21 protein-coding genes are annotated in these 20,624 nt (G+C 39.8%); 18 read left to right on the forward strand and 3 right to left on the reverse strand.

Annotation, left to right across the window (positions count from 1 at the left end; translation table 11 throughout):
• Positions 1-618 precede the first annotated feature (618 nt).
• On the reverse strand, positions 619-2,988 hold the full coding sequence (locus QL984_RS11015; protein ID WP_016900410.1) for an EAL domain-containing protein: 2,370 nt from the start codon (positions 2,986-2,988) through the stop codon (positions 619-621).
• A gap of 207 nt (positions 2,989-3,195) precedes the next feature.
• On the opposite strand from QL984_RS11015, the gene pyrC reads away from it, so the two are divergent.
• The 9 genes from pyrC (at position 3,196) to QL984_RS11060 (ending at position 11,794) form a co-directional block, all read left to right on the forward strand.
• The gene (gene pyrC, locus QL984_RS11020) at positions 3,196-4,236 is read left to right on the forward strand and encodes a dihydroorotase (protein WP_013465206.1); all 1,041 of its coding nucleotides are present in this window, start codon (positions 3,196-3,198) and stop codon (positions 4,234-4,236) included.
• Between the two features lie 421 nt (positions 4,237-4,657).
• Positions 4,658-4,861, forward strand: coding sequence for a cold-shock protein (locus QL984_RS11025; protein ID WP_004588138.1), 204 nt, complete (start codon positions 4,658-4,660; stop codon positions 4,859-4,861).
• Between the two features lie 855 nt (positions 4,862-5,716).
• A complete protein-coding gene (locus QL984_RS11030; protein ID WP_013465204.1) occupies positions 5,717-6,487 on the forward strand; it encodes a DUF3450 domain-containing protein in 771 nt (256 codons plus the stop codon).
• 6 nt (positions 6,488-6,493) lie between these two features.
• Positions 6,494-7,858, forward strand: coding sequence for a MotA/TolQ/ExbB proton channel family protein (locus QL984_RS11035; RefSeq protein WP_013465203.1), 1,365 nt, complete (start codon positions 6,494-6,496; stop codon positions 7,856-7,858).
• Complete coding sequence (locus QL984_RS11040; protein WP_008109346.1) at positions 7,858-8,382, forward strand: MotA/TolQ/ExbB proton channel family protein; 525 nt, start codon at positions 7,858-7,860, stop codon at positions 8,380-8,382. Before QL984_RS11035 ends, QL984_RS11040 begins: the two co-directional genes overlap by 1 nt.
• A gap of 14 nt (positions 8,383-8,396) precedes the next feature.
• On the forward strand, positions 8,397-8,801 hold the full coding sequence (locus tag QL984_RS11045) for a biopolymer transporter ExbD (protein WP_006792384.1): 405 nt from the start codon (positions 8,397-8,399) through the stop codon (positions 8,799-8,801).
• On the forward strand, positions 8,801-9,418 hold the full coding sequence (locus QL984_RS11050) for an energy transducer TonB (protein ID WP_013465201.1): 618 nt from the start codon (positions 8,801-8,803) through the stop codon (positions 9,416-9,418). The genes QL984_RS11045 and QL984_RS11050 overlap by 1 nt, the downstream gene beginning before the upstream one ends.
• A gap of 11 nt (positions 9,419-9,429) precedes the next feature.
• Entirely contained in the window at positions 9,430-10,689 is a 1,260-nt protein-coding gene (locus tag QL984_RS11055) for a tetratricopeptide repeat protein (protein ID WP_013465200.1), read from the forward strand.
• A gap of 61 nt (positions 10,690-10,750) precedes the next feature.
• The gene (locus tag QL984_RS11060; RefSeq protein WP_013465199.1) at positions 10,751-11,794 is read left to right on the forward strand and encodes a hypothetical protein; all 1,044 of its coding nucleotides are present in this window, start codon (positions 10,751-10,753) and stop codon (positions 11,792-11,794) included.
• 14 nt (positions 11,795-11,808) lie between these two features.
• On the opposite strand, the gene QL984_RS11065 is transcribed toward QL984_RS11060, so the two are convergent.
• Positions 11,809-12,135 (reverse strand): TraR/DksA C4-type zinc finger protein, encoded by a 327-nt coding sequence (locus QL984_RS11065; RefSeq protein WP_013465198.1) that lies wholly within the window; start codon positions 12,133-12,135, stop codon positions 11,809-11,811.
• A 59-nt stretch (positions 12,136-12,194) separates the two neighbouring features.
• Positions 12,195-13,175, reverse strand: coding sequence for a tRNA-dihydrouridine synthase (locus QL984_RS11070; protein WP_008466224.1), 981 nt, complete (start codon positions 13,173-13,175; stop codon positions 12,195-12,197).
• A gap of 188 nt (positions 13,176-13,363) precedes the next feature.
• Here QL984_RS11070 and QL984_RS11075 point away from each other — a divergent pair, with 188 nt between their 5' ends.
• The 9 genes from QL984_RS11075 to QL984_RS11115 all read left to right on the forward strand — a co-directional run bounded on the left by QL984_RS11075 (position 13,364) and on the right by QL984_RS11115 (position 20,539).
• On the forward strand, positions 13,364-13,750 hold the full coding sequence (locus QL984_RS11075) for a hypothetical protein (RefSeq protein ID WP_024602970.1): 387 nt from the start codon (positions 13,364-13,366) through the stop codon (positions 13,748-13,750).
• A 64-nt stretch (positions 13,751-13,814) separates the two neighbouring features.
• Positions 13,815-14,672, forward strand: coding sequence for a DUF692 domain-containing protein (locus tag QL984_RS11080; RefSeq protein ID WP_036954347.1), 858 nt, complete (start codon positions 13,815-13,817; stop codon positions 14,670-14,672).
• Positions 14,673-14,726: 54 nt separating this feature from the next.
• Positions 14,727-15,479 (forward strand): putative DNA-binding domain-containing protein, encoded by a 753-nt coding sequence (locus QL984_RS11085; protein ID WP_036954349.1) that lies wholly within the window; start codon positions 14,727-14,729, stop codon positions 15,477-15,479.
• Between the two features lie 72 nt (positions 15,480-15,551).
• Positions 15,552-15,674, forward strand: coding sequence for a hypothetical protein (locus QL984_RS11090; protein ID WP_255314607.1), 123 nt, complete (start codon positions 15,552-15,554; stop codon positions 15,672-15,674).
• A 161-nt stretch (positions 15,675-15,835) separates the two neighbouring features.
• A complete protein-coding gene (gene apt, locus QL984_RS11095) occupies positions 15,836-16,381 on the forward strand; it encodes an adenine phosphoribosyltransferase (RefSeq protein ID WP_013465193.1) in 546 nt (181 codons plus the stop codon).
• Between the two features lie 3 nt (positions 16,382-16,384).
• A complete protein-coding gene (gene dnaX / locus QL984_RS11100) occupies positions 16,385-18,718 on the forward strand; it encodes a DNA polymerase III subunit gamma/tau (protein ID WP_036954352.1) in 2,334 nt (777 codons plus the stop codon).
• Between the two features lie 60 nt (positions 18,719-18,778).
• On the forward strand, positions 18,779-19,105 hold the full coding sequence (locus QL984_RS11105; RefSeq protein ID WP_013465191.1) for a YbaB/EbfC family nucleoid-associated protein: 327 nt from the start codon (positions 18,779-18,781) through the stop codon (positions 19,103-19,105).
• 6 nt (positions 19,106-19,111) lie between these two features.
• Positions 19,112-19,720, forward strand: a complete 609-nt coding sequence (recR, locus tag QL984_RS11110) for a recombination mediator RecR (protein WP_024602877.1) — start codon at positions 19,112-19,114, stop codon at positions 19,718-19,720.
• Between the two features lie 105 nt (positions 19,721-19,825).
• Positions 19,826-20,539 (forward strand): RluA family pseudouridine synthase, encoded by a 714-nt coding sequence (locus tag QL984_RS11115; RefSeq protein ID WP_036954357.1) that lies wholly within the window; start codon positions 19,826-19,828, stop codon positions 20,537-20,539.
• The last annotated feature ends 85 nt before the right edge of the window (positions 20,540-20,624 follow it).

Raw genomic sequence — 20,624 nt, forward strand, 5'->3', positions numbered from 1 at the left:
AATTGCACTTTAGTGTGTTTTTTACTGCGAACATTAAGTTTTTTAACTTTGTTGAGTCAAACAGTGTTTAGTTTTTTATTTATTGTTGAATTTGTCTCATGTTTGTTTGAGTTTTTTATTAATGATTATTGTTCTGGTAACAGATAACTTTATTGTCATGTAACTCTCTAAAATAAGTAGGTTATAGCGCGACATTAATATTTAGATGTTTCATAGCGAGGTTAAAATGCGAATTAAAATTTACGGCGAAGGGTTTGGCAGGCAAAAGCTCAGTAAACGCAACTGAGGTGTAAAGGATACACGATTGAAAAAAGCAGCGAATGCAAGGATTGAATGATTAGGGGCTACTCATTGGCATACATTAATACCAACTCGTATACGCCTTTAAATAATGTAATGTATTAAAGCATTCGCTAACGGGGTTAAAGATTTTTATTAAGAACAATGTGGCACAAACTAATTATAAGGTTTTCTACTGGTTAAATAGACCCTTACTTAAGTAAGCAGTTATAAGGCAGATTGTAAAAAGCTGTAAAGTGACGTTGCATGAGTTAGTGTTGGCAAAAGCGTAAAAGTAATTACTGTGATTTTTAAAAGCCAGCAAACCTGGCTTATTAATTAAAGAGGGCTATGTATTAGTAAAATAGCTTCTTTTGCTGTAACAGGTTTAGACTTTAAAAAGCCTTGGCCATAATCACATTGGGTTTTTTGCAAAATAGCGAGTTGTTCAGGGCTTTCTATCCCTTCTGCTATAACAATAAGATCTAATGAAATGGCTAAGGTTAAAATAGCATCAATCAATGGATTGGCTGTGGTTTTTAAATTATCGATAAAGCTTTTATCAATTTTAAGGACATGAATAGGCAGTTGATGCAAGTAACCAAGGGCAGAGTAACCGGTGCCAAAGTCATCTAAACAGAGCAATACTTTTAAAGGCGATAATCCTTGAATAATTTGTGTTGCTAACTCTAAATTTTCAATCAATCCCGATTCGGTTATTTCTAGACATAATGAGCCTAAAGGTAGTTGATGTTTTTTGTAGATTGCATGAAGCTGATCCACAAACTCTAAACTTGCGAAGTGGCGAGATGAAACATTAACCGTAACGCGTAAAAAACGATGCCCTTGTTGTTGCCATAAAGCGATATGCTGTGCTGCAAGGTCGAGCAAATGCAAATCTAAATTGATAATCTGCCCCGTTTTTTCTGCAATAGGGATAAAGTCACCTGGCGATACAAACCCTTTTCGTGGGTGATGCCAACGTACTAAAGCTTCAAACCCCATAACGTCACTGCTAGTAATGTTAAAAATAGGCTGAAAATACAGTTCAAACTCATCATGCTCAATACCGTGTTGTAAATCATTTTCAAGGTCGGCATGTGTTTTTAACTTGTTACGCATGACATTATTAAAAAACTTAACTTGGCCACGCCCTGATGATTTTGCTTCGTACATAGCCGCGTCTGATTGCTGTAATAAAACAAATGCTTCATCGTTTACATTATCGCTAAATGCAACGCCAATACTGGTAGAGGGTTGCAGTAAATGACCATCAATATCAATGGGATCTGACAGGGCGGTTTTTATTCGAGCGAGGGCATCGTTTACTTGGTCACGATGACTGAGATTTTCCATAAAAATAGCAAACTCATCGCCACCTAAGCGAGAAAAGGTATCAGTATTGCGAACGGTTTGAGTAATCAATTTACAAATAGCAATTAAAAAATGGTCACCTACTTCATGGCCTAACGAATCATTAATACTTTTGAAGCGATCAAAATCAAGGTAGAGCAGAGCATGAAAAGTCCCTTTTTTAGCGCGATTCAAGCGTAAAATTGCATGCTTCATTCTTTCTATTAGTAACGAACGATTGGCAAGCCCTGTTAGTTCATCATGCAGTGCTTTGTGCTCGAGTTCTTGGCGAGCTAAATGCCTGTCTATAACCATACTTATTTGTCGGCTCACATACGTCAACAGCGAGCTATCATGTTCGTTGTAGTAATGTTGCTTGTCATAGCTTTGTACGACAATAACGCCACTCATGCGCTCATTAACTTTATATGGCACACCAAGCCAAGAGTCTGCTAGTTCACCGACCAATTTAAAGTGGCCTTGCTCTATATAGTGTCGGTATTGCTCTTTATTAAGCAGTAAAGGGCGCTCGTTAATTAATAAATAGTAAGAGGCTGTTTCTTTTAACTGATCTTTTGAAATAATTTTATGCGTGTTTGTTTGTACACCGCCTTCAACGGTATAGACAAAATCTAGAACATCTTCTTTTTTATCATACAAAGCAATAAAAAAGTTACTTGCATTAAGAAGGCTATCAATAATCACATGCAGCGATTTAAAAAAGGTATCTAAATTTTGTGCTTTATAGGTTAAGTTAGCTATTTGCAGTAGGCTACTTTCTAATTTTTGCGCATTATTAAGTTGCCGAACGGTATCTTGCAAGCTGTTGACGGTATTCACTTGATTTATTTTTGCGCTTAGTAAGTGGGCAACGGTAGTTAAAATTTCTAAATGTGAACTGGTAAAGTAATTTTTTATTGGGTGTTCACAGTCAATTACGCCGAGTACTTTATCTTTATATATTAAAGGCACACACAGCTCTGATTGCGCAGGGCGCTCATCAGCAATGTAGCGGCTGTCTTTAGTTACATCGCCTATTATTAAAGCTTGCCCAGTTGATGCAGCATAGCCCGTTATCCCCTCATTAAAGCGGATTAACTTTCGTTCTGACTGATAACTAGTGTGTTCGCTTTCAATACCCATAGACGCTACTTGATTTAGCGTAGATTGGCTGTCATCGGCTAAATAAATCACGCAGTCGACAAATCCAAGTCGATTAACAACTTGTGTGGTGACATAACTAAAGAGCGCTTCTAACGTATTCAGTTGCAATAAACTTGAGGAGAACTGATTGATTATACTCAATTGATCCGTTTTAGTTTCGAGCGCTTTAGTAGTATCGATAGTGTTCGACATAGGCAACGAAGGTAGGCCTTATAATTATTATTAAAGGTACATACGTTAACCTAATATTAACCTTTCTACAAAATAAAACGATAAATGAGAAGCGTGAAGTGTAAAGTTTACTTTATATATAGTATCTAAGGATTATTTTTTAATAAGGTCTTTACTCGAAAACCCCATATGCCTATGATCAGTTAACTTAAGCATTAGGATTTTACGATGACGAGCAAAATGACAACTCTAACGATTACTAGGCCCGATGATTGGCATGTACATTTACGCGACGGGGATCAGCTAAAAGATACAGTACGTGATATCAGTCGTTATATGGGCCGAGCGATCATTATGCCAAACCTAGTACCGCCAGCCACGTGTACTGAAACCGCATTATCGTACCGAGAGCGCATTATGGCAGCGAAACCTCAAGGGCAGTTTGAGCCACTAATGGTACTTTATCTTACTGATAAAACGACACCAGAAGAGATAAAAAAGGCAAAAGCAACGGGTAAAATATTTGCAGCTAAATTGTACCCAGCGGGTGCAACCACAAATTCAGATTCTGGCGTAACATCGGTTAAAAATATTTATCCGGTGTTAAAAGCAATGCAAGAAGTTGGCATGCTGTTACTCGTCCACGGTGAAGTAACCGACTCGTCTATTGATATATTTGATCGTGAAAAAGTGTTTTTAGAGACTATTTTAGGCGATGTTGTCGCTGACTTCCCTGAGCTTAAAATTGTTCTTGAACACATAACAACGAAAGATGCGGTAGAATTTGTAGAAAGTGCCTCTGATAACGTAGCAGCTACAATTACTGCGCATCATTTACTATACAACCGTAACCATATGTTAGCAGGGGGCATTCGCCCACATTATTATTGCTTACCTATATTAAAGCGAAACATTCATCAGCAAGCACTTATGGCGGCGGCAACGAGTGGCAATAAAAAATTCTTTTTAGGCACTGATTCAGCGCCACATTATAAAGATAAAAAAGAAGCTGCATGCGGTTGTGCAGGTGCATACACTGCACATGCTGCTATTGAACTTTATGCTGAAGCTTTTGAAGAGGCTGGTGCGCTTGACAAGTTAGAGGGCTTTGCAAGCCATTTTGGTCCAGATTTTTATGGCTTAGCGCGTAACACCGACACTATTACCTTAGAAAAATCGCCTTGGACAGTGCCGGCAAGCTACTCGCTAGGTGACTCTGAAGTAGTACCAATCAAAGCTGAGAGCGTTATCGACTGGCAAGTTAAATAGTTAATATTTAAACACTAAACTTTAAACCACCTTAAATTCAAGGTGGTTTTTTTATTTTAAGTGGCTAAAAAATATACTGATAAAAACTATTTTAAAGCAATTGTAATCTGTTTATAAAAAATACAATATTTTGTTTGTTATTTTCTATAAAAATTAAAAGGTTACACCGTAGTTAGTAAAACAATGAAACTTCAAAAATAAATCCTAATTAATAGAGCTAAAAAAATTTTAATGTGTTAATCTTAATTGGCTTTGAGTTTTTGCGTATTGAATTACGGTATTGTGCTGCGTTTAAGGTTACCGGTTTGGTTATTACTTCTTCCTGTACTATCACCTCCAGTTTTTTGGGCATTGACTCAGGGAGGATATTGCCATAATTATATGGCTGAATTTTAATTATTGACTTACAGGAAAATTTAGTATGTCGGTTACTGGTAAAGTAAAATTTTTCAACGAAGCTAAAGGCTTTGGTTTCATTGAACAAGAAAATGGTCCTGACGTGTTTGTACATTTCAGCGCAATCACTGGTTCTGGTTTTCGCACTCTTAGCGAAGGTCAAGCAGTGACTTTCAGCATCAAGCAAGGTCAAAAAGGCCCTGAAGCTGAGAACGTAGAAGTAGCATAATTTATTATGTGAACCTAAGTTCATCGTGGTGAAACACTAACCTGTTTCACCATAATTCTTAAATAATTATCAACTCTATTTTTAATCTCTCTGTATTGCCTTTCATTTCTGATATCCGTTATTCATATTTTTAACCCCGATATACCAAATTAAACGTAAACCTTTATGCACTAGTCCGTTGTTGGTCAATGATCACCTAGCGATTTAAATTTAGTCTACTGCTTGATGTGAGTTTAATTATATTGAGTTCATAAAAGTGCGTAAGATTGATATTTCTCCATGGAAAAATATAAAAAATCGGCAGGATATTAATGATCAGTAGAAACAAAAAACACAGGTGTTAATAAAAATGATTCTTTGTAATCTATTTCCCCTCCTTTGTATTGCTTTTTAGATAATCGGCACGTCCTTATTACTATGCGACGAATGCGCGAATAATAACGATTAGCTGTATTTTTAGCTTAAAAAGTCTCAAAAACCACTAAAAAAGAATATTCGGGACAGAAAATAAGCTTATTTTTAATTTTTTTTCAGCCACGATTAAGTTAATTTTAAATGTTATATTTTTGTTTACTTTAACTAGGTGGTTTATCAGTATTCTTACTATATCTGGCTTTGCTGAAATTGCATTTGTCACGTTAGTTACGATAATGTTAATTTTTTTGTGTGAGCCCTTTAAATATCTTACAAACAAGCTGATTTATTTATAGGTTATGCGAAACATGAAGTTGACATGACTTAATGCATTTAGCATTATTGGTAAGTTGATATCTATTAAAAGATATCAGGGTTGTCTTCCCCTTGCGGGTTGATAATTAAATTATAAAAGTAACATTACTTAATTGGTTGGGAACTATGTCTGTTAAAATCAGAAAGAGTCTTGTAGCAACTGCGTTGGTTGGCGCTTTTGCATTTGCAAGCAGCAATGTGATTGCAGATCCTTTGAATGACGTGCAAAAAGCAGGTCAAACAATTCAAAAGGCTGCGGTTAAGTCTCAAACTAAAATTGACAATGTATATGGTCAAACTCAGGAGCTAATCGCTGAGTACCGTAGCATCGTTGATGAGACTGAACTTATGAAAGTGTACAACGATCACGTAGCACGTTTGGTCGCTGACCAAAATGCGTCTATCGCATCGTTCGATCGTCAAATCGCGACTATCGATAACACTAAACAAAACGTTGTGCCTTTGATGTATCGCATGATCGATACGCTTGAGCAATTCATCAAAGCGGACGTTCCATTTAACCTTGAAACACGTCTTGGACGTGTTGAAAGGTTACGTGAGATCATGGCATCTGCATCTGTAACAACGTCTGAGAAGTTCCGTCAGGTACTTGAAGCGTACACTGTTGAAACAGCATACAGTTCAGCTGTAACTGCTTCTCAAGGTACTTTAGATGTTGATGGTCGTAGCATTAACGTTGATATCGGTCGTTTAGGTCGTATCACTTATGTAGCGCAATCATTCGATCTAAAACACGCTTGGGTGTGGGATAACAACACTAAACAGTGGAAAGAATTAGGTGAAGAATACCTAAAGCCTGTTAAAGAAGTGATCCGTATGGCGCGTAAGCAAGCGACACTAGAACTTGTTAAACTACCAATTTTTGGCGCGGAGTAATCAATAATGAAGAAACTATTTAAAGGTTTTGCTGTTGCAGCAGTACTGTCTGTTTCTGCCGGTACCGCGCTTAATGCACATGCAAATACTGATGCTTTAGATAAAATTCTTGAGCAAGTAAAGCAAGAGCGTATTTCTGAAGGGAAAATCAATAAGCAACGTGAACAAGAGTTCTTATCAGATCGTGCTGATAAGCAAGCGTTACTTAACAAAGCGAAAAGCCAATTAGCTGCTGAAAAAGCACGTGGTGATCGTCTTAGCAAAGAATATGCACAAAACGAAAATACTTTAGCGGAAAAAGAGCAAGCTCTTCAAAACGCGCAAGGTACGTTAGGTGAAATGTTTGGTGTTGTTCGTCGTGCAGCAGCTGACGCGATTGGTTCAATTGAAGCATCTTTAGTAAGTGCTGAAAAACCAGGTCGTGCTGAAGTACTTCGTTCATTAGCTGCGGCTAAAGAACTTCCAACAGTTCGTGAACTAGAAGAACTTTGGATTTCACTTCAAACAGAAATGACTGAGTCAGCTAAAGTTTCAACGTTTGAAACTGAAGTTGCAGGTCTTGACGGTAACCCGTCAATGAAAAAAGTAACACGTATCGGTAACTTCAACTTAGTTACAGACGATGGCTACTTAATCTACTCACCAGAGACTAAGTCTATACAGCCTCTAGGTAAGCAACCTGACAGCTATATCTTAAAAGGTATTTCTGATCTAGAAGGTACTTCAGCTGATAACTACGCTGGCGTATACGTGGATCCTACACGTGGTGCAATCTTACGTATCAACACGCAGAAGAAGTCTCTTATGGAGTACTACGAGCAAGGTGCTGAAGTTGGTTACATCATCACCGTATTGCTTGCTGTAGGTCTTTTAATCTTCTTAGTACGTTTCGTTGATTTAGCGCTTACTACTTCTAAGATCAAAGCTCAGCTTAAGAACTTGTCTACACCGAATACAAACAACCCATTGGGTCGTATTCTTAAAGTGTACTCTGACAACAAAAATCAAGATGTTGAAAACCTTGAGCTTAAACTTGATGAAGCGATTCTACGTGAAACGCCACGCATCGAAGCGGGTATTAACATCATCAAGATCCTTGCTGCTATCGCACCATTACTGGGTCTACTAGGTACGGTAATCGGTATGATCCTAACGTTCCAAACAATCACATTGTTCGGTACGGGCGATCCGAAGATCATGGCTGGTAACATCTCTCTAGCACTTGTAACTACAGCGCTAGGTCTAATTGCAGCACTACCACTTATCCTACTTCATTCAATTGTTGCAGGTCGTAGTAAGTCGGTACTACATATCCTTGATGAGCAAAGCGCGGGTATCATCGCGACTCACGCGGAGAAGGAGAAAGCCTAATGCTAGTCCTGATGGAGATCTGGGAATCTATCAGGGATTTTGTTGGCACAGGCGGCCAGGTTTTATACGTGGTCGCGATAGCACTCTTTCTTATGTGGGTTTTAATGATTGAGCGCTATTGGTTCTTACTTGCTGAGTTTCCTCGTTTAACGAAGGAAATTGTAGCTAAGTGGGATGCCCGCCAAGACACTACGTCTTGGTACGCACACAGAATCCGTGAAGCATGGATTTCTGAAGCGTCTGAAAAATTAGATCAGCGTATGTTGTTGATTAAAACATTAGTAGCTATATGTCCTTTAATAGGCTTACTTGGTACTGTTACGGGTATGATCGCGGTTTTTGAAACCATGGCAACCCAAGGTACAGGTAATGCACGTTTAATGGCATCAGGCATATCAATGGCAACAATCCCAACAATGGCTGGAATGGTTGCGGCACTATCTGGGGTATTCTTTAGCTCACGCCTTGAGGCAAGAGCGAGAATGGTGAAAGCCAAGCTTGTAGATAGTATGCCTCATCACTAGAGAGAGAATTAAATATGGCACGTAAACAACGTTTTCGTGAAGAAGAAGAAGCAGCGGTAGATATGACGCCAATGCTTGACATCGTATTTATCATGCTTATTTTCTTTATCGTAACTACATCGTTCGTTAAAGAGGCTGGTATCGAGGTCAATAAACCAAAAGCTGCCCAAGCTACGAAGCAAAAAAATGCTAACATTTTTATTGCAATTCGCAGTGACGGTGCAATCTGGATTGATAAACAGCAAGTTGATGTTGAACGTGTTTCAGCAAAAATCGAAAGTTTATTAGCAGAACAACCTACTGATGTTGTAATTTTGCAAGCTGATAAAGAAGCAAAACACGGCACAGTGGTTAAAGTGATGGACCAGATTAAAGCGACGGGTGATAACCTGAGAATTTCAATAGCTGGAGATCAGTAATGATTCGTTTTCTGTTTTCACTGATTGCAGGTGGGGCAGTTACTTTCGGCTTGTTCTACTTCATGGCATACCTCATCTCTGGTGGGGCTGACCGTAATACGGAACAAAAAGAGCAGATCATAGTCGAAATTATGACGAATCCGCCTGAATCTAAGGTGCAGGAGAGGAAGCGTGTACCGCCTCCGCCTCCGCCACCGCCAAAGCAGCCGCCTAAACCGCAGCCGCCACAGCCGGAAAATAGCAACCCAAATACTGGTGGCTTGTCATTTAATATGCCAAGTATCGATGTGGGAAGCACGGCCGGTGGACTAAGTGGTCCAGGTGCATTTGGACGAGATGGTGATGCGACACCTATCGTTCGTATTGAACCAAAATATCCAACACAAGCAGCACGTGATGGTAAAGAAGGTTGGGTTCAACTTTCATTCACAATTGATGAGTTAGGTGGCGTGATTGACGTTGATGTTATCGACGCAGAACCAAAACGTATCTTTGACCGTGAAGCTAAACGTGCATTGCGTAAGTGGAAATACCGTCCTAAGATCATTGACGGGAAACCACAAAAGCAAGTTGGTTTACAAGTTCAACTAGACTTTAAACTTAACCAAGGCAACTAAGGAGGCGAGTAATGAGAAATTTTTCCAAAGTAACTGCACTTGCAATTCTTATGTCTGTGTCAGGTGCATCATTAACTGCACCTGTTTTAGCGGCGCCAGATTACGCAAAGATTGAAGAGCGTAAGAAAGCAAAAACTAAAATCATGGGCGAACGTACTGGTAAAAAAGTAATTAAAGCGTTTGATTTGTATAACGAAGATGATGTTGATGGTGCAATAGCGTTATTGAAAGAGTTAGAACCGTCTAATGACTTTGATAAAGCAACTGTTAATCGTTACTTAGGCAGCATGTACGCTCAAAAAGAGCAATACAAAGTTGCAATTAAGTATATGAAAGCAGCGATTGCACCTGATGTATTGAACTTTGCTGATCAGGCTCAAGGTTTAAAAACCTTGGGTGATATGTACGCGGGTACTGAACAATACAGTGCTGCCAAGCAAGCATATTCTGATTGGATGGACTTCACAGGTGAAGAGGACCCGAAAGTTTACACTCGTATTGCGCAAGCAAGCTATGAGCTTAAACAATTTGATCAGGTTCTTGAGCCGGCAAACAAAGCAATTAAGTTAGCTGAAGAGCCAAATAAAGCTCCTTATCAACTTAAATTAGCTGCCTATTTTGAGAAAAAGCAATATCAAGATATGGTTAAAGTTGCAGAAGAAATCGTTCGTGTATGGCCTGAAGACAAAAAATCTTGGGTAGGTTTAGGTAAGTATTATTTACAAACCGAAGACTACCAAAAAGGTCTAGCAACTATGGAAGTTGCATACAAGAATGGTTACTTCGAAAACGAAGTTGAATACAAAGTACTGGCTAACTTTTATTCTTTAAACGAAATTCCTTACAAAGCAGCAGTAACGCTTGAAAAGGCTGTTAAAGAAGAGAAAGTAAAACGCACTAAGCAAAATATTAGCGCGATTGCTAGTAACTACCATCGTTCGAAAGATATAGAGAAAGCTGCTAAGTATTACGAAGAAGCTGCTAAATTTGATGACGACGCTGAGCTCTACCGCAAAGCAGGTTCATTACTTTTACAATCTGAAAAATTCAGCGCTGCTGTTGTTCGTTTGAACAAAGCATTAGAGCTTGGCTCTGATAAAAAAGGCACTATTTATTCAGATTTAGCTGAAGCGTTTTACTACCAAGGTAAGTATAAGCAAGCTTATGCTGCTATTACTAAAGCCATGGACGACCCAAGCACACGTAGGTTTGCTAAAGGTTGGGCTACATATATTAAAGATAAAGCCGCTCGCAACGGTGTTAAAATTTAGTATTTAATGTACTCTAGTATTTTTAAAAAGCCCCATTGGGGCTTTTTTTATTGGAATTGACATGAAAAAAACGCCTATTATTTCACTGCTATTTTGTTTGCTGTTAACGTCTTGCTCTAAGCCTACAGATATATTTTCATCTTATGAAGAAGCGCAAAGCGCGTTAATATCACTTAATACTGCTTTAAGTGCGCAACCGAATTCACAGGTTACACAGCTCAGTAATGAGCAGCTCCCTTTTACAGATGCTTATTTAGAGCGTCGCCACGCTATTTATCAGCAGCTAATGCAAATGCAGTTATCAGCAGAGCAAACCAATCAGGTTAATTATTTAGTTATTGCTGAGCGATTCCCTGAGCGCTATTTTGCATGGCCTGCACAAACAAATGTTTTGGCTAATATGCTCACTATGGCGAAAAATGATGCCCAGTATAAAAATATTGAGCAATGGTTAAGGTTTGTAAAATCTCAGCTAGAAGCTGCCGAGCAAAGTAATTTAAAGCTAAATAAAGTTGAACATAGTTATTTAAAAAAGTACGTGCAACAAGCCATAAATCGCACTAACACACCGGTTGAACTTAATGCAGCGTTGAGTGAGTTAAACAATTATTTGGCGGACTATAAGCCAAGAGGCAGCATTGGTTTATCAGGCCTTGCTAATGGCAGTCAGTGGTATCAAAGTAAATTAAATTATTTTGCAAATGCTGTGCTCTCACCGCTTGAGTGGCTAAGTCGTATTGATAGCAAATTCAAATCAATGCAGAGTCAAAAACAGCAAACAACGGTAGAAGCCTCAAATGCCTCACAGCTTACCACATTACTTTTAACTGATTCGAAAATAGCGGGTTTAGACTGGTTAACGGGTTATACGCTATTACCTCTGAGGGCTAACGCTTCACAATTAGAACCAGCCGATGAATTGCTCTATATGGCTATGATGGAAACTGATCTAGGGGTGCATTATCACGCTTGGACATTGTCACAAGCACGCTTAAATTTACTTAAACGATTAAACATAAGTGAAGAGGAAGCGACTTTATTAGTTGAAGATATTCTTTTTTATCCAGGGCAAGCGTTTAGTTTTGCTCCACAACTACTTAATTAAACTTTAGTGCGCTATTAACTAGCGCACTGATCACATCGCTGCGCTGCAGGGTCTTGCTCCAAGCGCTGCGCTGATATTTTTTCCTCACAGTCACAACAGTAACCATACTGGCCAATGTCAATTTGGCTTATTGCCGCTTCAAGCTTATTCATACGCTCAATCAAGGGATTATACTCGGTGCCTAATTGCTGAGCTGCTATATCAAGCCACTCTTCATTTGAGGTACGGGTTAGTATACAAAGCAAATTTTGATGTGTAGGGTGTGTAGATTGTGATAGCAAGCCTAATATAGTCGCTTTAACACTTTCAATTTCATCGTTTAGTCGTTGCTGATGATGCATTAGCAGTATAACCCTTAAATTAGTCCTCAGTGATACTGCTATTATCTAGTTAGATTATCTTAGATGTTATGATTTGTATCAAATTGTGGCGCTTTCGCATACTTCTTTAACACTTCGGCTACTTCATCCTTGGCTTTTAAACGACGAATTTCATCAAATAATAGTCCTGCTTGTGGATATTGGCGTTTTAAATAACCAAGCCATTGTTTTGTTCGAGATGCAAAGTATTTAGTATCTTTGCTTGCTGTTTGGTGCATAGATGAATGAATAATATGGTGTAAAATATTTTCCCATGTCAGTTCACTGTAGCTTTCTTTATTAACCTGCGCTTTAATTTTTCTTGCTAGATCAGGATGTGAAAGCGCGCCACGACCAATCATTAAGTCAGTGCAACCGCTGCGCTTTTGGCATAAAAGGGCATCTTCTACCTGCCAAATCTCCCCATTGGCGACCACTGCAATTTTTTTATCTTTGACCAAAGGAGGGATTTTTTCCCAATAGGCGGGTGGATTGTAGCCATCGCGTTTAGTACGTGCATGTATAGCAATGCTGTTAGCACCAGCGCTAACAACGGCATCGACAATTTCTTGGCTATTACTATCATCATCAAAACCTAAGCGAATTTTAGCACTTACTTCATGCTCATCATCAACGGCATCCCTTACCGTTTTTATAATCGAGTACATATGATCTGGATCTTTGAGTAATACAGCACCGCCTTTGCTTTTATTGACAGTTTTTGCTGGGCAACCAAAGTTTAAATCAACACCATGAGAGCCTAAGCCAATTGCTTTTACAGCATTTTCTGCTAACACGTCGGCTACTTGGCCTAATAACTGAATGCGAACTGGAGTACCACTACGAGTGAGCCCCGCATTTTTAAGTTCAGGGCAATAACGGTGAAATACTTTATCTGGAAGGCAAGTATCTACAACACGGATAAATTCGGTCACACAAAGATCGAAGCCACCTATGTCGGTGAGTAGTTGGCGCATTTTAAAGTCAACGACACCTTCCATCGGTGCTAAAACAAGTTTCATAGTGTGATTAATTTATTACTGAAAAAGAGCGCCAGTTTACCTGTAAATCATAAATTGATAAAACGCTTATTAGGGTTTATAGTTAGTTTACTAAGTTATTTTTGAAAAAATAGATAATGTGAAAGTTTTTAGTTTTATGCAGGTCTACTTGTATAATGATGTTCAACAAGTTTAGAAGGTAATAAAAAATGAATACAATAAAGAAAAATTCAATTGCATTAACACTCGGCGCAGTGGTTGTTGGCAGTGCAAGTATGGCCAGTGCAGATGTACAAGCCAACCCATTTGAATTTCAACAAATGGTAGCTGGTTATCAATTAGACGCTGGTGAAGGCAAGTGCGGCGAAGGTAAATGTGGCGGCGACGCTAAAGCGAAAAAAGAAGGCAAGTGCGGCGAAGGTAAATGCGGCGGTGATGCTAAAGCGAAAAAAGAAGGCAAGTGCGGCGAAGGTAAATGCGGCGGTGATGCTAAGGCCAAAAAAGAAGGCAAGTGCGGCGAAGGTAAATGCGGCGGTGATGCTAAGGCTAAAAAAGAAGGCAAGTGCGGCGAAGGTAAATGTGGTGGTAGCCACTAAACTTTTCTTTTTCAGATAAGTGAGAGGGCCATTAGGCCCTTTTTATTTAATATGAGGTTTTATTATGGCTCAAAATCAAACGCCTAACTTTGGCATGGTCGGTTTAGGCTTGCGAAGAGAAATGCTAGATGAGCTTGAGCATGCCATACCAAAACAAATTGAGTTTATGGAAGTGGCCCCAGAGAACTGGTTAAAGCTAGGTGGGCGCTTTGAAAAGCAATTTAAGCAGTTAACCAATACTAATTATTTTGTTTGCCATGGTTTATCTCTTTCTATTGGCTCACCTGAGCCGCTCGATATTGAATTTATAAAGTCGTTAAAATCTTTCTTTGATAACCACGATATTAAAGCTTATAGCGAACATTTAAGCTATTGCTCAGGTAAAGGCCATATGTATGACTTAATGCCAATTCCTTTTACTGAGGAGGCGGTTAACCATGTTGTTTCTCGGGTTAAACAGGTACAAGATATTTTAGAACGCCCGCTAGCGCTGGAAAATGTGTCTTATTATGGTGCCCCTGGTCAGCAGCTATCAGAGCTTGAATTTACCAATGCTATTTTAGAAGACGCAGACTGCCAGTTGCTATTAGACGTTAATAATATTTATGTGAACTCGATTAATCATGGTTATGATGCACAAGCGTTTTTAAGTGGGCTACCAACTAATAAAATTGCCTATTGTCATGTTGCAGGCCACTACAATGAAGCCGAGGACTTGATTATAGATACTCATGGCGCCGATGTTATTGATCCCGTATGGCAGTTGCTTGATAGCGCTTATGAAACACATGGTGTATTTCCGACGCTGTTAGAGCGGGACTTTAATATTCCACCTATTAACGTGTTAACCAAAGAGCTGGATATAATTCATCAATTACAAGCAAAGCACCTGCAGCTGTTATCCACTGAGCAAAGTGCTTAAACAGTCCTATGCAGCTAGTAATAACAACAGCATGGTTTTAAAAGAGTATTAACTATGAGTTTTATCGATATTCAAAATGAGTTTATGGCTCATATTCGCCAGCCCAACACGAACCCTTGCCCAGCAGATGTTGAAGACAGACGTATGGCTATTTATCGGGAGCTTTTTTTTAATAATATTAATGGCTTTGTTTCATCTGCATTTCCAGTTTTAAAAACACTCTATAGTGAGCAACAGTGGCTATTACTGGTTCGTCAATTTTTTAGTGAACATGATTGCCAGTCTCCTTACTTTTTAGATATTGCTGAAGAGTTTATAACGTATTTAATGACAAGTTATGTGCCCAAAGAGTGCGACCCTGTGTTTATGCTAGCGCTGGCGCATTATGAATGGATTGAGCTTGATGTATCGGTAACTCAGGCTGACTTGGATGAGAGCGAACTGGTAACGAATCAATTAACTCAAAGCCCTTTATATTTATCTAAAACGGCACGTAACTTAAGCTATGAATTCCCCGTACAACATATTAGCGAAGCGTTTCAACCGCAACAGCCCTCTGAGCAGCCACATTATTTTGTGGTGTACAGAGATAAAGACGATGAAGTACAATTTTTAGCAACTAATGCGATGACCGCCATGCTTTTGTCTATTATTGACAATAACGCAGGAAGCACATTTGCGCATGTTTGCCAGCAAGTCAGTGAAAATGCACCTCAATTTAGCCTTGAGCAAATAACTCAAGGCGCATTAAGTACCCTAACGGCTATGGCACAGCGTCAAATTATAGTGACAAAAAATCAAGATTAAGCTCTTTATAGATTATTTCACATCGTCTATTATAACGCCTTTATTTGTTGTGCTTAATAAAAGGTTGTACCGATGTCAGATGATAAAGAGTTTAAAGACCCGTTTAATGCGGCTTACTTTTTTGCATTTTTAGCCGTGTTTGCTGGAATAGGGTGTTTAAATGCTATTTTAGGTTGGATCACCAGCTTGACGTAATTTTTGCTTTATTTCATAGGGCTGTTGTTTTCATCAGCCTTATATTTTTTTATCTTGTTTACCCTTCCTGAATTTTTATAACTACCGCAAACTCGCAATTTACGCTCACTTAAGGTTATAATCACCTGCTTTGTAATATGAACCATTGAGCAGTTAAAATTATGACTCAAGTAACACCAGCAATTATCAAAAACAGCATTACTACAATTGCTGATTACCCTAAAGCGGGCATTATGTTTCGCGATGTAACAACCCTAATGGCAAACCCTGAAGCGTTTAAAGCAACCATAGATGCATTTATTAACGCCTATAAAGATCAAGGTTTTACTAAAATTATTGGCACAGAATCGCGTGGCTTTATTTTTGGTGCACCGCTATCTTATGCCTTGGGAATTCCTTTTATCCCTGTTCGCAAACCTGGTAAATTACCGCGCGAAGTTATTCGCCAAGATTACCAACTCGAATATGGTGAAGATACATTAGAGCTTCATACTGATGCGATTGTAGCCGGTGATAAAGTATTGCTAGTTGACGACTTGTTGGCGACCGGTGGTACAATTGAAGCAACAGCCAAGTTGGTTGCAAAATTAGGCGGCAACGCCACAGATGCAGCATTCGTCGTATCGTTACCTGAACTAGGTGGGGAGCAGCGTGTTGAAAAAATGGGTATTAAAATCCTAAAATTGGTTGAATTCGAAGGCGAATAATCGATGAGTTATCAGGTTCTAGCGAGAAAATGGCGTCCTCAAACCTTTCATGAATTGGTTGGGCAGTCTCATGTTAAACAAGCGCTGGTTAATGCGCTGAGTCAAAATAGACTGCATCACGCTTATTTATTCACTGGAACCCGTGGTGTTGGTAAAACGACCATTGCGCGTATTTTTGCTAAAAGCTTAAATTGTGATGAGGGCATTTCTGCCACACCATGTGGTCAATGTAGTAGCTGTGTTGATATAGAAGCAGGGCGCTACATTGATTTACTCGAAATAGATGCGGCCTCACGCACAAAAGTTGAAGATACTCGCGAAATACTCGATAACGTTCAATATGCGCCAACCCGCGGACGCTATAAAGTGTACTTAATTGATGAAGTACACATGTTGTCAAAGCACAGCTTTAATGCCTTATTAAAAACGCTCGAAGAGCCACCTGAGCATGTAAAGTTTTTACTGGCGACCACCGATCCACAAAAATTACCGGTAACTATTTTATCGCGCTGCTTACAGTTTAATTTAAATGCCTTGTCGCAAGCTGAAATTAAGCAACAGCTTGAGCATGTTCTTACGCAAGAGCAGCTCAATTTTGATAATGATGCCCTAAGTATTATTGCTAAAGCAGCTGATGGCAGTATGCGAGATGCGCTGAGCCTGACCGATCAGGCTATTGCCCAAACAAATGGCGATATTAATAATCAAGCTGTTCAAGCCATGCTTGGTTTAATGGATACCCATTATAGTCAGAGTTTACTCGCTGCATTACTCGCGCAGGATGGCGCAGCCTTAATGGCTGAAGTTGCCCAAGTCGCGAGCAGAAATCCTAATTACATTGCACTACTTGATGACTTAATTGCACTTACGCATATTATTCAATTAAGCCAATTAGTGCCTGAAGCGGCAGCACTTGATAGCAATAATGCTGACTACATTAAGCATGTTGCAGCGCACACTCATGCTCAGCAAATTCAAGTGTATTATCAGTTATTACTGAATGGCAAAAAAGATTTACAGTGGGCGCCTGAGCCACGCTTAGGGTTTGAGATGATTATGCTACGATTGTTAGCATTTCAACCTGAGCACTCACAAACGACGCATTCAGCACCTAGCTCGCAACCCGCGCCAGAGCAAAATGCCACAGGGCGTACCAATGCATTGCGTGATATTTTAAATAAAAATAAACCAGCGCAGAGCAATAGCACTGAAAGTCAGCCATCAATACATAATCCACAGCCAATAGAGGCTCCTGAGCCTGAGGTTTCGCGCTCTGATAATAGCCCGACTCACATTGAGCAAGAGTCAACACAAAGTCAGCCAAACATGTCTGATACAACGCCAATGAGCGATGAACAAGCGCAGCGTCAAAGCGAAGATGATGCCTACATGCAGCACAGCGATGTAGAACAAACCATTGCAGCGCAATACGATGATGTAATGAGTAGCGCGGTTGACCAAGGATTTAATCCTGAGCTATCAAACGTACCTAGTAGCACTGAGCATTCAGCGCCAACAATGGGCGAGCAAGAAGCACGTGCACAGTCTGCAATAGCGCGTATTTTACGTGACAGAAATATTTCCGGTGCGGGTAAACTGTCAAGCGCAGCAACCGAAAAACCTGTTGTGCCAAAATCGACCCCTGCTAGGCCCGTCGATAAACCTATTAGCAATACACCTCAAGCTGTAGCGCAGGAGCCGCCTCCATGGGATAGTGAGACGGGTGATGAGTTACCAAAAAAGCCAGCGCTCCCCATGTCAGGGAGCAAGCCACAGGTAAGCACTAAACCTGCAAATAAAGTCGACTTTAAAGCAAAGCATCAAACAATTACCGAAAATCTTGCGCCTGAGCTATTAGAGCAAATTAATCCGCAAAAACCGGCTCCTGTTGTTGAACAAGCACCAAGTATTCCGGTGCCGGATGATTTTCAAAGCCCCATCAGTGAAATTAGATTTGCCCATCAACAAGATGAATGGGCTTATTTAATTAAGCGAATGGGGCTTGGCGGGCGCATGCGCCAGTTTGCCTTGCATTCAATTTTTACCAAGCAAGACAATCATTTTCATATTGAAGTGGATGAATCGCAAAAGCATTTAGATACGCCTATGCTGCGCCAAAAGTTAAATGTGGCGTTATCGACTATTTATGGACATAACGTTGAGCTAAATATCGACTTTGCCAGTGGGGTGATTGACTCGCCTTATCTAATTCAACAAAAAATTGATGCAGGTCGTCACCAGCAAGCGATTGATGTGATCACAAGCGATGAAAATATAGTACAATTTCAACAGCTATTTAGCGCTGAAATTGACGAAAACAGTATTCAGGCATTGTAATTAACTATCAGTGCCCTTATTTATACTTCAGTTAATGTATTAAAAGAAAGAGAGACGATTATGTTTAAAGGTGGAATGGGTAACATGATGAAGCAAGCGCAGCAAATGCAAGAGCGCATGCAAAAAGCCCAAGAAGAAATCGCAACAATGGAAGTCGTTGGTGAAGCTGGTGCCGGTTTAGTTAAAGTAACCATGCTTGGTAACCACAACGTGCGCCGTGTTGAGCTTGATGAAAGCTTAATGGAAGACGACAAAGACATGATTGAAGATTTATTAGCTGCAGCATGTAACGATGCTGTGCGCCGTGTTGCCGATGAAACGCAAGAACGCATGGGTAAAGTGACAGGCGGTATGCAGTTACCACCTGGTATGAAAATGCCGTTCTAAGCAACTATGCAACTTTCAGATAGTTTAACATCGCTGATAGAGGCACTGCGTTGTCAGCCCGGCATCGGTCCGAAGTCTGCCCAGCGTATTGCGTTTCATTTGTTAGAGCGCGACCGTAAAGGCGGTGCTCAACTTGGTAATGCCTTGACTAAAGCAATGAGCGCTGTAGGTCATTGCCAATCGTGCCGCACATTTACCGAGCAGGCGCAGTGTGATATTTGCTTAAGCACTAAACGCCAAGACAGTGGTATTTTATGTGTTGTTGAATCGCCAACGGATGTACTCGCCATTGAGCAAACAGGTCAATACAAAGGGCTTTACTTTGTATTAATGGGGCATTTATCACCGATTGATGGCATAGGGCCTAAAGAAATTGGCCTTGATGTACTCGAGCAAAAGCTTGCGCAAGGCGGTATTAATGAAGTCATTTTAGCCACAAATCCTTCGGTTGAAGGCGAAACAACGGCGCATTATATTGCTCAGCTTTGCCACAAAAACAATGTGGGTGCATCGCGTATTGCTCATGGTATTCCTGTTGGTGGTGAGCTTGATTTAGTCGATGGAATGACGCTTATGCATGCATTTAGCGGTAGGCGATTAGTCAGCCATGAATAGTTTATTTTAAGCTTAACTATTTGAACTTACTTTAAAAGCCTACATACATGCTGTAGGCTTTTTTGTTGGCTTTAATTGCAATACAAACAAAAGTTTAAGGATGATATGGCTGCAATAACCCAAAGTGCTAATGTGATTGTTGATGACTTTATCGCACCTGTTTGCCATGAACACATAAAAATTATTTATCAAGATGAGGCGCTTTTAGTGATCAATAAGCCCAGTGGTTTATTGAGTTTGTCGGGTAAAAACTCACTAAATTGGGATTCCGTTCATTATCGCTTAGTCAATGGTCAACAGGGTAAAACAGCCGCCTTTGCAGAAGCAAAGTTACCTCATCGATTAGATTTTGGTACCTCAGGGATCATGCTGGTGGCACTCAATAGTGAGTCGGCAAAAAACCTCAATCAACAATTTCAAAGTCACACCATAAGCAAACGCTATGTCGCTATGTTACAAGGAAAAGTGTGCGATAACCACGGACAAATAAATTACCCGATTGCTAAAGACAAACTCTATTTTCCTCGTGTTAAGTTATGTAACACCACAGGCAAAGCGGCCTTAACACACTACACAGTACTTAAGCGTTTTATTCAACCAATAAAGACGTTAGTGCAATTTACCCCCGTTACTGGTCGAACGCATCAATTACGTATTCATAGTCATGCAATTGGGCATCCTATTTTAGGTTGCGATTTGTATAAAAGTGAACAGAGTGAGCAGATGGCGTCGCGTTTGCAGCTACATGCCAGCGATATATATTTTCATCACCCAAGCACTCAAAAGCCGATGCATTTACACTGTGCCAGCCCATTTTGAACAGATATTGTTTTTATAATATTGTTGTTTTTTGCTGGCAGCTTTTTTTACTTTTTTCCCTTGAAGTTCTGACACCTCCCCCCAT

It is taken from the genome of Pseudoalteromonas sp. APC 3495, from assembly GCF_030407645.1.
Lineage (GTDB): Bacteria > Pseudomonadota > Gammaproteobacteria > Enterobacterales > Alteromonadaceae > Pseudoalteromonas > Pseudoalteromonas tetraodonis.